Consider the following 15,297-nt stretch of genomic DNA (forward strand, 5'->3'; position numbering starts at 1 on the left):
TGTTTTTAGTAATCCAAACCCACTAATGACGGCATTTTTGCCGTTATTTTTTTATTAAAAAAAGGAAAGAGAAAATGAAAAAAACGAGCAAAACTAGGCTTTTTAAAATCTTAGGTGTATTGTTGGGAACTTCAACATTAGCTATGCCTTTTGTTGCGGCTCAATGTAATAATGAAATTGCAAACCCAACTCCAAAGCTAGGACAGTCTAACGACAATGATACCAATAATACTCAGGCCTTTGAGGAATGAAGAAGCAAATTAAATAATGCTTTTAAATTAAAAAAAGAGGATATTAAATCATTCACTGAAGCTTTAAGTAGAAACAAACAAGCTATATATAATCCACAAACACACACAATTGACTTCGTAGATAATAATCAATCAATATTATCTATTTCTCTAAAATCTGAGCTACTACCTTCAAATTCAAATTTCACAATCATCAGCTCGACGGACGACAGTAACAAAATCTTGTACGACTTTGATGTTGATACAAAAACTGTAACCTTTAAATATCGAGCAAAAAACAATTTAAACAATACAGTTTCAGTGGAAATTTACACAACTCCTATTAATCTACTGGATTACATAACAGAAGATGATATTGATATAGCGTTAAAATCACTTGAGGAAATATTGCTAAACACTAAGGCTTTCCAAATAGAAGAAAATAAAGAAAAGCTATTGATTCAAAAAGTAAATCAAGAAAAAAAATTACACTACAACTCAAAAACACAATCAATTTATTACAAGGACAATGAAAATGATACATTGACTGATGAACAAGAAGAAACCAATAAGGTTTTGATTGTAAATCCATTATATGTAGATCTTTTTAAAGATGTTAAAATAGTTGGAACTGATTCAACTGCTGAAAAAATGACTGACAACATTGGTGCAGTTATCAATGAAAATGTCTTAACAATCAAATTCACTATCGCTTTGCAACACAAAGATAAATTAATTTTATCTAACATTGAAATTTCGAACAGTTTCGTTTTAAGTGAAAGCGACAATGTTGTAAAACCGGAAACAAAACCCGAAGAACCTAAACAACCTCAACCAGTTCCCCGACCAGACAATGATAAAAATGAAGTAATTCATGCAGGATTTGAAGAATATCAAAAAGAAGACTTAAATAACGTTTTCGAATTCGTTAATGAAGAAACAAAACAAGAATTAATTCAAGGACTTCAAAGTAATGAACATGCTGCCCTACGTTACGATTTTAAAGAACAAAGAATAGTGTTCGCTCCTAATGGATGAGTTGATTGAAGAAAAGAAAATAAAACATATTTAACACTGAACAAAAAACCAAGTGTTACTAATATTCAGTATGTAAATAGCGATTCTCCATTACAGAGCAACGGAAAACCAAACAGCATCATTAAATATGAAATAAAAGATAACAAATTGATATTAACTTACAAAGTCGTGCTTTATGATGCTAAAAACCAAATTGCACAAGTTAGTCCTGAACAATGAACAACTACTTTCAATTTAGAAACCAAAACAAGCAATGAACAAGAAAAACCACAACCTGAAAAACCAGTTGTAAATGAAGAAGAAAATAAGGAAGAAACAAAAGAAACTCCAAAACAATTAATGGCAATTGAAAACTTCTTTGATTATCAAAAAAGTCTAGAAGAAGACGGTTTAAGAATCATTAAAGACAAAAAAGAATATTTTGTTAAAGCACTAAAAGAAGGCTACACACTTCGTTATGATTACGTAGCACAAGTAATTTTAGCTATTCCTCAAAATGAACAACCTGACTGAAATAATTCAAAAGAAAAATATGGAGTTCTTGAATTTGTAAATAAACCAAAAGATACAAAATATCAAATTGCTAACGCAATTGATTCTATTGGTAAAAAGAATTCTCCAAAAGCAACAATTGACTATACATTAGAAGGTAATATTGCTACTCTTGAATACAAAGCAGCTCAATATAATGGAAGAAAACAAAAACCTTTAATTGGTGAAAAAGTGTTAAAATCAACATTTGATTTAACAAATCTGCCTGAGTATGCATATCCTAAAGAAGAATCTAAGGAAGAAGATACAAATAACACATTACCAACTGAAGAAAACACAAACACCGAAAACGGCCTTTCTGTTGAAAATAAACCTTCATTACTAGGTGGTACCTTAGTCTATAACAATAAAGATGAGTACTATAAATCATTAAATGGATTAGCAGGACAAAATTTAGTAAGCAACTTAATAAAATTGCAAAGCGATATTATTAGAGATAAAATGCCTAATGTTATTTGAAAAAAGGCCATTACAAGACCAAATTTAGCAAAAATTTTCAGCGACACAATGTTTGATGACGACAAGTCGATAATTGACATTTATTCAGAAAATCCAACAGGGGCAGACGCATACAAGTATGTATTAAGTAGTGGAGTTGGGTCTAAAGGCGAAGCTGGTGGATGAAATAGAGAACACACAATTCCTAAATCGTGATTCGGTGAGTCAAATAAGTTAGCAGCAGATTATCAACAAGTATGACCTTCAGATACATACTTAAATGCTATGAGAAGCAATTTCATTTATGGTGAAGTAAAAGACGTTAAATATATATCAAAAAATGGAACTAAATTTGGAAAAGACAGTAAAGGAAGAACAGTTTTTGAACCTATTGATGCTTTTAAAGGTGATATTGCAAGAATCTATTTCTATGCAGTAGTTTCATATAGTTCACTAAACAAAACAAACGGTCACGGTGCTAGTGTATTCACTGACCAGTTCCCTTTCTTCCAAAAAGATTATCTAGAAATGATGACTAGATGAGCTGCTATGGATCCTGTTGACAAGTTTGACGTCATTAGAAACCAAAGAACTTATGATGTTACTAACACAACTAGAAATCCTTTCATCGATTATCCTGAGTTGGCAAAAATTTTCACCAATGCAGAAGGTATTAAATTTGAAAATAAAGGAACAGCAATAGACGTCAAATAATAGAAGACTGAAAAAGCACACAAAATGAGTAGTTTTTACTCATTTTTTTGTTGATTTTCACATACTGCTCTATATAATTAAATAGTGCCCTTATTTTGAAAGGTACATACTAAATTTTGTTTAAGGATGATATGAAAAAAGTAAATAAATTCAAAGTTTTTATTAGTTCATTAGCATTGACTTCACTAACTGCTTTAGTGACCGCTGTTACAATTTCATGTGTTAATAAAAATCCAGAGACTGATAAAACTCCAGTTAAAAATCCCGAAACTACTCCAAAAGTAGAAATGGATTCTTTTTTAACTCAAGGTCTTAAACCAACATATGCTGCAAGTGACTATTACGACTCACTAAAAGATAAAAGTGGTGAAAGCCTTCTAAACGCATTAATCACTTTACAGGAAGAAAAGACTAAAAATTTACCTGCGAACAAGACTATAAGCCAAGTTGTTACTTGAGACAAGGTTGCAAAGATTTTTGTTGACAAGTATTATGAAAAAGATAATACATTATTAGATATTTATTCAGAAAACCCAACAGGTTCAGACCCTTATGAATACCCACTAAATTTCAAAGATCACAGTACTGGCGGTAGTGAAGGTTTAGGATTTAATCGTGAGCACACAATTCCACAATCATGATTCAATAGACAAGCCCCACTAGTCTATGATTTCAACATGGTTTGACCTACAGATATTGAAGTAAATAAAGACAGAGCAAACTATCCTTATGGTGAAGTTGTTACAGTTATCAAAACTTTTAGAAATGGATCTAAATTAGGAAAAGATAAAAATGGTAACACAGTCTTCGAACCCATTGATGCTTTTAAAGGTGACATTGCTAGAATTTACCTATATACAGTGGTTTCATACAGTAAATTAACTAAAACAGTCGACAAAGAAAAAAATGGAATTAAGGTATTTAGAGAAGACAATGTTTACCCATTCTTTACTGAAGATTATTTGAAATTAATGGTTAAATGATCTAAGTCTGATCCAGTTGATAAATTTGATGTAGACATAAATAATACAACATACGAAGTTAATGGGAACGCAATTAGAAATCCATTTATCGACTACCCTTCACTAGCAAACTTGTTTATTGAAGCAAACAAAGACAAAGTATCAATTGACGTACAAGGAATACTTAAAGAACTTAATTAAAAACTAAAAAAAGAGGCCAGCTATTATGTTTTAGCTAGTCTCTTTTTTAGTTAACTCTAGATATAGAGATTCATAATCTGACACGTTAATTTCTTGTGGGCGAACTGTCAATTTGTAATTATTTTTCTCTATCGCTGCAATTATTTTGTTTTTATCATAATAAATCATTAAGTTGTTAAGAAGTGTTTTTCTTCTAAAAGCAAACGATTTTTTAACAAAATCGAAAAATGGTTCAGTCTTTTCTCAGTCAATTTTATTGAAATCAAATTCCACGACACTCGAAAACACTTTTGGTGCAGGAACAAAACAAGTGGGTGAGACATCAAAAAGTTTTGTTACCTTTGATAAATATTGACAGCAAACACTAAGTTTTGAATACTCACTTGAACCTGGATTTGCAGTGATCCTTAATACTACGTCTTTTTGCATCATAATAATTGCTTTTTCGAATTTTTCAACATTCTCGAAAACTTTAAACAAAATATCAGAAGTTATGTAATAAGGGATGTTAGCAACCAAGATATTATTGTTTCCTATTTGTTCAAGATTAGCTTTTAAAAAATCTTCATGTTTGAGAATAAAGTTATCATCATTTATTTTGTTTTGTAGAATTTCTATCATGTCCTTGTCAATTTCAAAAGCAGTCAACCTTGCTGCCTTTTTTACAATTAATTCAGTAATTGCGCCTTGACCTGGACCAATTTCTATGACTTGTTTATCTTTAAGATCAACAGCATTTACTATTTTTTGGATTATGTTGTTATCAATTAAAAAATTTTGCCCTAATGATTTTTTTGCTTTAACTTGCATGTACTTTAAAAACTTTCTCTATATTTTCTTCAATTTGTTTTAGTAAGGTGGTTTCACTCACATTTTTCATAGCAGCTATAAATTTAGTTGTATACATAACGTAAGGACTAATGTTATCTTTACCGCGCATTGGAGTTGGTGCAAGATAAGGTGTGTCAGTTTCAGTAAAAATTCTGTCTATTGGTATCATTTTTACTGCTTCTTGTAGTGACTTGGCATTTTTGAAAGTTACTACTCCAGAAATTGAAAAATATACATTGTTTAGTCTCAATAATTTTTCTGTTTCTTCTGCATTTCCACTGTACGAATGAAACACAAAAGTTAAATCCTTATATTGCTCTTGGGACACAAATTGGATGGCATCTTCCATAGCATCGCGGATGTGCAACATAACAACCAAATTGTGTTTTCTCGCAACTTCAACCTGACTTTTTAAAGACTCTAATTGTATTTCTTTTGATGGAGTGTTGTCATAGTGATAATCTAGACCGATTTCACCAATTGCAATAATTTTTTTAGTTAAAAGTTTTTCGATAATTTCACCATCAATTGCACCATGTGACTCGTTTGGATGAATGCCGATTATGCCTCAAAGATTGTCAAATTTTTCTATCATTTTCACAACTTCTTTTGAACTAGGTTCATCTACTCCTACAAAAAACATTAATTTCATATTTTCTTTAAATCACGAAGAAATTACTTGCTCTGGATCCTCATAATATTCTAAAAATGGGTGTGTATGGACATCAAAGTATTTCATGTCAACTCCTTTATTACAAATTGTAATAAAATTATAACAACATAGATAGAAAGGTCTAGATGTGAACAAAATAATTCGTTACAAACAAACAGAAAAAGAATTCAAAGAAATGGTGCAACACATTGCAAACGTGTGCGCCATCCCTTCGATTTCAGTGGCTGATTTAACTAGTCAATACCCTTTTGGTAAAGAAGTTGATAAAGTTTTAGATTATGTTTTAAATTTATCAAAATCTTTTGGTTTTCAAACCCACAAAGATAGTAAAAATCGTTATGGTTATGCACAAATTGGTAATGGTGAAACTTTAATTGGCATCCTATGTCACCTTGATGTTGTTCCAAGTGGTGACAATAGTCAATGAGAAAGTGAAGCCTTTAAGCCACTAATAAAAGAAAATGAAATATTCGGAAGAGGAACTTTAGATGACAAAGGGCCAACAATTATCACTTTGTATACTCTAAAATACTTACTTGACAATAACTTGGTGAACAAAAAGTACTCAATACGAGTGATTTTTGGACTGAGTGAAGAAACAACAATGGAAAGCATGAAATTTTATTTACAAGATTTTGGCGCACCAGATCTAGGTTATACCCCAGATGGTGAATGACCTATTATTTTTGCTGAAAAGCTTATTTTTGATTATGACTTAATTTTTAGCCAATATGATGATTTTGTACTTGAAGCAGGTGAGGTTTACAACCAAATTCCTGACGCCTTAAAACTACATTCAAATAGAGCAAAAGAAATTGCTAATTATTTCGACAAAAAGGATGTTATTTTAAAAAGTGATACTGAGCTAATTGTCAAGGGTGTGGCAGGACATGGTTCTACTCCTTATGCGGGCGACAATGCAATATTAAAATTCGTTAAAGCAATAGTTAAAAACGAATCACAAGCTCTAAAAAATGATTTTTTTAAATTCATGTTCAACAACTTCCAAAATAGTGATTTTTCAATGTCGAACATTTTTCAAAATTATCGAGATGACAGCGGGCTTTTGACATCAAATCCTGCTTTTTTAAGAACTTCCAATGGCCATGTTTCAATCGGTTTTGACATGCGTGTACCCGCTACTATCAAAGCTGATCAAGTGCAAAAAGACTTGCTTGAATTTTTAGACAAAAATAATTATCAATGTGAATTTAAAATGGTCGGATCTAAAAATGCAAAATATATTCCTAAAGATTCTTGATTAATTCAAACACTAATTCAAACTTATCGCGACTTAACAGATGATAAAGGTGCAGAACCAATAGCGATTGGTGGCGGCACTTATGCAAGAACATTTGAAAATTGTGTTGCTTTTGGTGCTACTACTAAAATGGAGCTAATGCATGCACCAAACGAAGTCTTCACATATGACGAAATGAAACAAGATTTAGAGATTTACATTAATGCCTTGATTAGATTGCAAAAAGACTAATTTGTCTCTCAATCCCAAAGAAGCGATTCAATATCGCTTTTTTTATTTCATTCAATTCGTTGATTTTCAAACAAAGAAACAAAATTTTGAAGATGTTTTCTATCTGTTTCGTGTGTCAACATTTTTTTGGCTTTTTTAAAAGAAACAAACTTAGCAGCCAAAGATTCAGTTGGATTTCTTTTTGCTTTATTGCTGTTGCTGGTAGCTACAAATCAGTACACAAATTTCATAATATCTGGTTGAAGGTTGTATTGGCTGATCGCAAATTTTTCTATTAATTTAGCATCAATATTTGCCTCTTCTTTAGTTTCTCTTGTTGCTGCTTGATAAGCTTTTTCACTACCTTCTAGATGTCCTTTTGGAAATCCTCAGGCCTTATTTTTGTTTTTGACTAGTAGAATCTTAGGTTTTTTAGCCAAGAAAACACACAATGTACCAGCACTTTTTTCTATCTTCATTTTCTGTCCTTTGAGTTCATATTGTTATTTTAAAATATACACTCAATAAGTTGTTTTTTAACCAAAATAAGTTAAAATTTTATGTATGACAACAAATCAACACTTAATAAATGCCGGTGAAGTATTTGGTTGATTTGCAGCAGTTGTTACAGTCTTATTAGGAGTTCCCCAATTAATCAAACTTTTAAAAGAGAAAAGAACCGGAAATGTTAGTTTTGTTTCATTTTGAATCTTTTATTTCGGTTTATTTGCTTGAGTAGTTCTTGGTACATTTTTACCAGGATCACTTTTACAGACTGCTGTAGCAAACTTAATTTCAATCATTATTTATTCATTCACAGTTTTTTATTTATATTATTATCAATACGACCATAGTGGGTCGAAAAAACATTCAAAAGCAAAGTTGTTTAATGTTTCAACAATTCTAGGAGTTTTTGTTTTAGCCTCAATTGCAATAACTATCTTGTGTGTTCTAAACGATGAAAGAATTAACAAAATTGATGTTACAATCAAAAACACAGCAGTTTCAACAATTCTAGGTGCCATCGTACCAGTGTTTACAACCTTTGCTTTCATGCCACAACTTATTCTTAGCTTCAAAAATAGAGATTTTGGTGGTGTAAGTATTTATATGATCATGCTTTTTGTTTTCAATAACGTTTTTTGAATCATTTTCTGAGCTTCAAAAATACACATTTTACAAGTTGAAAACAAGTCAATTTTACCTATTGTTATAGCTACAGTGTGACAATCAGCATCACTAGTAATTTATGGAATTCAAATGATTTTCATGTTAATAGACAGATGAAAGAAACCTTTGGCAAAAAGTCATAATTAAATTTGTTATAATAATAAAGCCTAATTTTGAAAATATTTTTTAAAGGGCTGCCAGCAATGGCAGGCCTTTTTACACTTTTAAGGAGCGGTAATGATAGAAAAATTAAAACAAGAATTTGTTAATGTAGTAAGTAAAGTATATTGAGAAAATCGTGAGGGCCAAAAAGTGCTAAACATTGAGCTGAATGTGTCAGATTTTGAGCAGGTTCAAGAAATAAGTGCACAAATCAATACTTTTGTTGATGCTTTTGACTCAGAATCTTTTGTTTTAGATATTTTTTCAAGCGGAAATAATTTAACTATTACAAAAGATGACCTAGAAAAATACGTTGACCAAAAAATAGTTTTGTCATTGTCAAAGCCATACCTTAATGAGTATAAAATAGTCGTAAAATTAGTTGAAATTAAAGAAATGCAATTATTAGCAATTAAAAATAACAAAGGAAGAATGCAAAAAATTCTTATCGATAAAACTAACATTACAAACATTGAAAAGTTTATAGATATTAAAAAATAGGAGACCTTATGTCAAACAATTTTTATACAAAATTATCGGATTTGTCAAATATTAAAAACATTCCTGAATCTGAAATTCAAGAAATGGTAAAAGACTGTATTACCAAGATTTTTGAAAAGAATTTTGATGCAGATGCAGAACTTGAATTTATTTTCGACCAAAAAAATAAAGAATTTAAGTTAATCAACCACACAAAATACGTTGTTCCAAATGTTGATAAAAGTCACTTGAGTGAAGATGAAGAAGGTTATGAACCAAGTTGTGAAATTCCACTGTCTGAAGCTCGTTTAATCAATCCGAATGCACAAGTTGATGATGTTATGAGTCAAGAAGTTGACTTTGATCGTTTTTCAGGAAAAACTTATACTCAAATTCGTTCACTATTTTTACAAAGCATTCGTGAATGAGAAAAACAAGCAGTATATCGTAAATACTTCCCAAAAATTGGTGAAATTATCAAAGCAAGATTGGAAACCAAGACATCCAAATCTTACTTATTTGTTTTGGAAGATGGGACTGAAGCGTTCATGCCTAAATCAGGAAATTACATTCACAACGTTCCAGTAGGAACTATTATGGATGTTGTAATTATTGATGTTTTAGAAGAGTCTAAGAACGCACAAGTAATTATCTCTGGTTCTGAAAGAGCAATCCTAGAAAAAATTCTACGTGAAGAAATTCCTGAACTATCACAAGGAATTGTTGAAATCGTGGACATTGCTAGAACATACGGAATTAGATCGAAAATTTCAGTGCGTGTGGCCGTAGGTCAAGATGCAAGCATTGATCCGGTAGGAACAATGATTGGACCAGATGGAAATAGAGTTCAAAGTATTGAATCAAAACTTAATGGTGAAAAAGTCGAAATCGTTGCTTGAAGTTCTGACATTAAAAAATACATCATTAATTCTTTGACACCAGCAAGAGTTATTGATGTTGTTAGAAATGAATCACTTGATACTGAAACAATGCAAGCTTTTGATGTAATTGTTCCAGATCGCCAACACACCCTTGCAATCGGAAGAAAAGGAAACAATGTTATTTTGGCTGTTGAATTAACTAAGTCAAAAATCAATGTTATTTCACAGAGTATAGCTATTGAAAATGGAATTCATTTTGAGTGAAACGGGAACATTACACAAGAAGAAGTTGAACAACTTGAAAGAGGACACAGATTGAAAGTTAGTGTTCCTACTAAAGCTTCTGTTCAAAAGAAATCACAAAGAAAATTCGAAAACTTCAACATTGACAAAATGTGAGAGTCTGAAATTGCTCAATTCCACTCAGAAATGGACAGCTACCAAAATGATGACTTTGAGAAAGCATTGATGGAAATGAATGCTAACACAGATTTCATTAGCGACGACATGATTAAAAACTATCTAGATGAAATGCAAAATGAAGAAGAATCAATGGTGCTAGATGAAAAAGAAGATAGTGATGTTTACTCAAAACAAAAACAACAACCTTCTGAAGATTATGAAAAAATTACCAAAACCAAAATGAAAGACTTTAAAGTTGACAAAGATTTAGCTAGTGGTCTTGAAAACATTAACTGAGACGACGAGGACTGAGATTAACATTGAAAAAAGACACAGTTTTACGCAAAAATTGCGTTGACAATAAAGTATATAGTGCAAACTCAATGTTAAGATTTGCCAAATTTAAAGATAATACGTTTCATTTTGATCCTGAACATAAATTAGGAGGTCGAGGAGGATATTGTTTAAACGACGAACAAACTATTAATACAATGTTTAGTCGTAAATACCTAAATCGCGCCTTTAGAATGAACATTCAACAAGAAATTTATAAACAACTAGAAGAAGAGGTGAAAATATGGCTTGCAAAACAAAAAGAAAATCAAATTTAGAAGACGTAAAAAGTCATTTAAAAAACGCTGAAATAAAGTTGCAAGATGGTGTTTTTTACTTTACTGGACCAATGACTATTTCGGACTTTAGTCAGTCAATATCAATCAAACCAAATGATGTTATTATGCACTTTTTCAAAAAGGGTATTGCTAAAACGCTGAACACATCATTAACTGAAGAAGAAATTGCTGAACTATGTTTAGAATTTGACTATGACTTTGTCAAAAGTGAAAATGTTAACGCCCAAAATGTTGTTGACTCATTGGTTATTAGTCATGAAGGGGCTAAACTTACACAACGCCCACCGGTTGTTACAATAATGGGGCACGTTGACCATGGGAAAACCACACTGATTGACAAAATTAGAAACTCAAATGTTATCTCAACTGAATTTGGGGGAATTACTCAACACACTGGAGCATACCAAGTAACACACAACAATTCAAAAATCACTTTCCTTGACACACCAGGACATGAAGCATTTACTGAGATGCGTTCAAGGGGTGCTAAAGTTACAGACATTGTAGTTTTAGTTGTTGCTGCAGACGACGGGGTAAAACCACAGACAAAAGAAGCGATAGCACACTCAAAAGCTGCTGGAGTTCCAATGATTGTTTTTGTTAACAAGATGGATAAGTCAAATGCTGATGGTGAAAAAGTTAAAGCACAACTTTCTGAAAATGATGTTGTTTCTGAAGAATGAGGAGGAGATGTTCAATTTGTGTATGGTTCTGCTCTTCAGGGTAAAGGAATTAACGAATTGTTTGATGCTATTTTTGTTCTAAGCGAAATGTTGGAATTAAAAGCTGATTTCGACCGTGAAGCAATTGGAACAATAGTTGAATCGCGTTTAGATAAAGGTAAGGGAGTGGTTGCAACAGTTATCGTTGAAAATGGTACATTGTTAACTCGTGATTTCATTGTTGCTGGTTCACAATATGGAAAAATTCGTTCAATGACAGACAGCGAAGGAAATGAAATTCAAAAAGCAACCCCTGGTATGCCTTGTGTTATTACTGGACTAAACAAAAACCCTTCAGCTGGGGACAAATTTGTTGGACTGAGCGACGAAAAATATGCTAAAAAACTAGCTGAAGAAAAAGCTTTTTTAGATAAGCAAAAAGAATTAAGCGAAAAAAATGTTGTTGTTGCTGATGGTGACAAAAAAATCGTTAACGTAATTATTAAAACTGACGTTCAAGGGGTGGCTGAAGCAATTAAAAGCGCTCTTTCAAAACTGGGAAATGATGAAGCAACTTTAAACATTATCCAAGCATCAAATGGGGATGTAACAAAAGCTGACGTAACACTTGCTTCAACATGTAACGGAATTATTTATGGTTTCAATGTGTCGATTAATGAAAGCGTTAAATCTCTTGCAGATCAAAAAGGTGTAGAAGTTAAATTACATAATGTTATTTACAAGATTGTTGATGAATTGGAAGCAAAACTAAAAGGGTTAAAAGAACCTGTCTATGAAGAAAAACAAATTGCTGAAGCAATTATTTTACAAATTTTCTACTACTCAAAAGTTGGAAACATAGCAGGATGTAAAGTGTTATCAGGGCAAGTAAAAGCAAATTCCAAAGTCGAAGTAATTAGAAATAATAAAGTTGTTTATAAAGGTGTAATTGACTCACTGAAAAAAGAAAAAAATGATGCAAAAACCGTTGATAATGGGTTTGAATTCGGTACCCATATCAAAGATTTTGATATGATTAAAGTAGATGATACATTAAAATTTTACGAGGACGTATTAGTTGAAGATGAATAAAATACAACACGAAAGAAAAGAGTCATTGCTAACTCAATTGGTAAGTAATGCTCTACTAGAACTTAAAGACTTTGATGTGACAAATGTTGCAATCAATGATGTGGTATTATCTAATGATGATCAACATGCAAAAGTGTATGTGACTTTGTTCAAAGACAAAGAAAGATACTATGAAAAATTGCAAGCAATGACACCTTTTATAAGAAGTGTCGTAGCTCAAAGTTGAAAATATTACAAAGTTCCACAGTTAATTTTTTCTTTAGATACAGTGGAACCTAAAGCACAAAGAATCGAAAAGATTTTGGCAGAAATCAAAAAAGAAAATGAATAACAAGTTTGATGCCATCGTTATTGGTGGCGGTCATGCAGGAATTGAAGCAACTTATGCGTTGGCAAAACGCAATCTAAAAGTTGCTTTAATTTCTTTAGATAGAACAAAATTGGCAATGATGCCTTGTAATCCTTCAATTGGTGGTTCAGCAAAAGGAATAATAACAAGAGAAATCGATGCCCTTGGAGGAATGCAAGGGTATTTTGCTGATATGGCAATGATACAAATCAAAATGCTTAACACATCAAAAGGTCCTGCTGTATGAAGCTTACGGGCACAAATTGACAAAGATAAATACTGCCAAATCATTTTAGAAGATATTCAAAATCAACCTAATATAACCTTGTTTGAAGATTTAGTAACTGACTTAGTAGTTGACAATGGTGTTTTAAAAGGTGTAATAACTCAAGAACATGGTGCTCTTTATGCAAACGCTGCTGTTATGACTACTGGTGTTTACATGAATAGTCGAATCTTGCAAGGAGATGATGTTAAACAATCAGGTCCTGACGGACAAAGAACTGATGTTAACTTGAGTCAAAATTTAGCAAAATATGGTTTCAGAATTCAAAGATTAAAAACTGGAACTCCTTGTCGTATTTACACAGATTCGATTGATTTTAGTCAAGTGGAAGAAGAACAATTAGAAGAAAATGAATTAAGTTTTTCAACAAGAAGTGGAATCAAGTTAGACAAGCAAACATCTTGTTGGCTGACACATACTACTGAGGAAACAAAAAAAATCGTTTTGGAAAATTTAGACAAATCAAGTATGTATTCAGGACTTATTGTTGGAACGGGACCAAGATATTGTCCTTCATTTGAAGATAAGATTGTTCGTTTTCCGGAAAAAATTGGACACCACATCTTTTTCGAACCCGAAACTAATCGCGGTGACATTATGTATATTAATGGACTTTCAACATCTATGCCAGTTGATGTACAAGATAGAATGATTAGAACAATACCTGGTCTAAAAGATGCTAGAGTGCAAAAATATGGGTATGCCATTGAATATGATGCAATTAACCCTTTAGATCTAAAAAGAAATCTTGAGACTAAACTAATACAAGGATTTTTTAGTGCTGGCCAACCTAATGGAACTAGCGGTTATGAAGAAGCAGCTGCGCAAGGTCTAATAGCTGGAATAAATGCTGCTAACTACATTCAAAATCGTGAACCTTTATATCTGGATCGTTCAGATTCATACATTGGAGTACTTATTGATGACTTGGTCACAAAGGGGACAGCTGAACCTTACCGTATGTTAACTTCTCGTGCTGAGTATCGCTTGTTACTAAGAAATGATAATGTTGATCAAAGGTTATCAAAATACGCTTATGAAAACTCAATGATTTCAGAACAAAGATATAAAGAAATAGTTAATAAATATCAGCTTATCGAGAATAAAATTCAAGAACTTAAAAATACGTTTGTAGGTTCAACTTCAGAACTAGGTAAAAAATACAATGTTGAACATGGACTTAGCTATTTAAAACTATTGGCACGTCCAGAAGTTGATCCTTATGATGTTGTTGGAAATTTCCCTTATATCAACGAATTAACTGTCAATGTGCGTTTGTTTGGATATATTGAAAAACAACAAACTCAAGCAGCAAAAATGAAACGTCTAGAAGAATTAAAAATACCTGAAGATATAGATTATTTTAAAGTTGAAAACTTGGCATACGAAGCAAAAGAAAAATTATCAAGGGTAAGACCAACAACCATTGGTCAAGCATCAAGAATAAGTGGAATTAATCCAGCAGATATTCAAATGTTAATGTTCCACATGGACCAAAAGAGAAAGAAAAATGAAGCTTAATTTGATTTGTGTAGGTTCTTTAACTGGAGATTTTCAAAATCTTTACGACTCTTATTTAAAAAAGTTAAAATTTTTTACAACTGTTAACTTGATTGAAATAAAAGAAGTTAAAGAAGATAATATTGAATTGAAAATTAAAAAAGAGACTGAAGCAATCTTGGCAAAAATTCCCAAGAATAGTGAGATATATTACTTTAGTTTACAAGGCAAACAATATAGTTCTGAGGAGTTTGCAAAAATAGTAACATCGAAAGATAATATAACCTACATAATAGGTGGCTCGAATGGAGTGGATGAGAGCTATTTTGACAAGAAAATAAACTTTTCTCCTATGACCTTTCCACATCAACTTTTTAGAGTAATGGCAATTGAACAAATTTATCGTTCTTTTGCTATAACAAACAACATTAAGTATCACAAATAATCGCGTGATACTTTTTTTATTTTCCGACTCAAATAATACTCATTTTGAGTACTTTTTTACCGGTAGAGTATAACATTAAAAATAGTGACAAAAGTCCATGTGAAACAGCTTGTATGTTGGTTGTGG

General features: G+C 31.7%; 14 protein-coding genes. 11 read left to right on the forward strand and 3 right to left on the reverse strand.

Features of this window, described 5'->3' with window-relative positions; all coding sequences use genetic code 4:
* Window positions 1-74: 74 nt before the first annotated feature.
* Entirely contained in the window at window positions 75-2,972 is a 2,898-nt protein-coding gene (locus ACWXVV_RS00895; protein ID WP_455967672.1) for an endonuclease, read from the forward strand.
* Between the two features lie 131 nt (window positions 2,973-3,103).
* On the forward strand, window positions 3,104-4,135 hold the full coding sequence (locus ACWXVV_RS00900; protein WP_455984570.1) for an endonuclease: 1,032 nt from the start codon (window positions 3,104-3,106) through the stop codon (window positions 4,133-4,135).
* 30 nt (window positions 4,136-4,165) lie between these two features.
* On the opposite strand, the gene rsmA is transcribed toward ACWXVV_RS00900, so the two are convergent.
* Both rsmA and ACWXVV_RS00910 read right to left on the reverse strand, forming a co-directional pair.
* Window positions 4,166-4,945 carry a 16S rRNA (adenine(1518)-N(6)/adenine(1519)-N(6))-dimethyltransferase RsmA gene (rsmA, locus tag ACWXVV_RS00905; protein ID WP_455984569.1) on the reverse strand — a complete coding sequence of 260 codons (780 nt, stop codon included), beginning with the start codon at window positions 4,943-4,945 and terminating at the stop codon, window positions 4,166-4,168.
* On the reverse strand, window positions 4,935-5,705 hold the full coding sequence (locus tag ACWXVV_RS00910; RefSeq protein WP_438341471.1) for a TatD family hydrolase: 771 nt from the start codon (window positions 5,703-5,705) through the stop codon (window positions 4,935-4,937). Before ACWXVV_RS00910 ends, rsmA begins: the two co-directional genes overlap by 11 nt.
* Before the next feature lie 61 nt (window positions 5,706-5,766).
* On the opposite strand from ACWXVV_RS00910, the gene ACWXVV_RS00915 reads away from it, so the two are divergent.
* Window positions 5,767-7,131, forward strand: coding sequence for a Sapep family Mn(2+)-dependent dipeptidase (locus ACWXVV_RS00915; RefSeq protein WP_438341470.1), 1,365 nt, complete (start codon window positions 5,767-5,769; stop codon window positions 7,129-7,131).
* Here the strand turns inward: ACWXVV_RS00915 and ACWXVV_RS00920 are convergent.
* Window positions 7,128-7,589 (reverse strand): NUDIX domain-containing protein, encoded by a 462-nt coding sequence (locus tag ACWXVV_RS00920; RefSeq protein ID WP_438341469.1) that lies wholly within the window; start codon window positions 7,587-7,589, stop codon window positions 7,128-7,130. The genes ACWXVV_RS00915 and ACWXVV_RS00920 overlap by 4 nt on opposite strands.
* 85 nt (window positions 7,590-7,674) lie before the next feature.
* On the opposite strand from ACWXVV_RS00920, the gene ACWXVV_RS00925 reads away from it, so the two are divergent.
* The 8 genes from ACWXVV_RS00925 (at window position 7,675) to ACWXVV_RS00960 (ending at window position 15,171) form a co-directional block, all read left to right on the forward strand.
* Window positions 7,675-8,427, forward strand: a complete 753-nt coding sequence (locus tag ACWXVV_RS00925; RefSeq protein WP_438341468.1) for a PQ-loop domain-containing transporter — start codon at window positions 7,675-7,677, stop codon at window positions 8,425-8,427.
* A gap of 90 nt (window positions 8,428-8,517) precedes the next feature.
* A complete protein-coding gene (locus tag ACWXVV_RS00930; protein WP_438341467.1) occupies window positions 8,518-8,943 on the forward strand; it encodes a hypothetical protein in 426 nt (141 codons plus the stop codon).
* 8 nt (window positions 8,944-8,951) lie between these two features.
* A complete protein-coding gene (gene nusA, locus ACWXVV_RS00935; RefSeq protein ID WP_456012451.1) occupies window positions 8,952-10,523 on the forward strand; it encodes a transcription termination factor NusA in 1,572 nt (523 codons plus the stop codon).
* A gap of 2 nt (window positions 10,524-10,525) precedes the next feature.
* Complete coding sequence (locus ACWXVV_RS00940) at window positions 10,526-10,816, forward strand: YlxR family protein (protein ID WP_455967676.1); 291 nt, start codon at window positions 10,526-10,528, stop codon at window positions 10,814-10,816.
* Entirely contained in the window at window positions 10,783-12,591 is a 1,809-nt protein-coding gene (gene infB, locus ACWXVV_RS00945; protein ID WP_455984567.1) for a translation initiation factor IF-2, read from the forward strand. Before ACWXVV_RS00940 ends, infB begins: the two co-directional genes overlap by 34 nt.
* On the forward strand, window positions 12,584-12,922 hold the full coding sequence (rbfA, locus tag ACWXVV_RS00950; RefSeq protein WP_438341463.1) for a 30S ribosome-binding factor RbfA: 339 nt from the start codon (window positions 12,584-12,586) through the stop codon (window positions 12,920-12,922). Before infB ends, rbfA begins: the two co-directional genes overlap by 8 nt.
* Window positions 12,915-14,747, forward strand: coding sequence for a tRNA uridine-5-carboxymethylaminomethyl(34) synthesis enzyme MnmG (gene mnmG / locus ACWXVV_RS00955; RefSeq protein WP_438341462.1), 1,833 nt, complete (start codon window positions 12,915-12,917; stop codon window positions 14,745-14,747). Before rbfA ends, mnmG begins: the two co-directional genes overlap by 8 nt.
* A complete protein-coding gene (locus tag ACWXVV_RS00960) occupies window positions 14,737-15,171 on the forward strand; it encodes a 23S rRNA (pseudouridine(1915)-N(3))-methyltransferase RlmH (protein ID WP_438341461.1) in 435 nt (144 codons plus the stop codon). The genes mnmG and ACWXVV_RS00960 overlap by 11 nt, the downstream gene beginning before the upstream one ends.
* Window positions 15,172-15,297: the final 126 nt, after the last annotated feature.

The sequence above is a fragment of the Mycoplasma sp. 3392 genome (assembly GCF_053851755.1).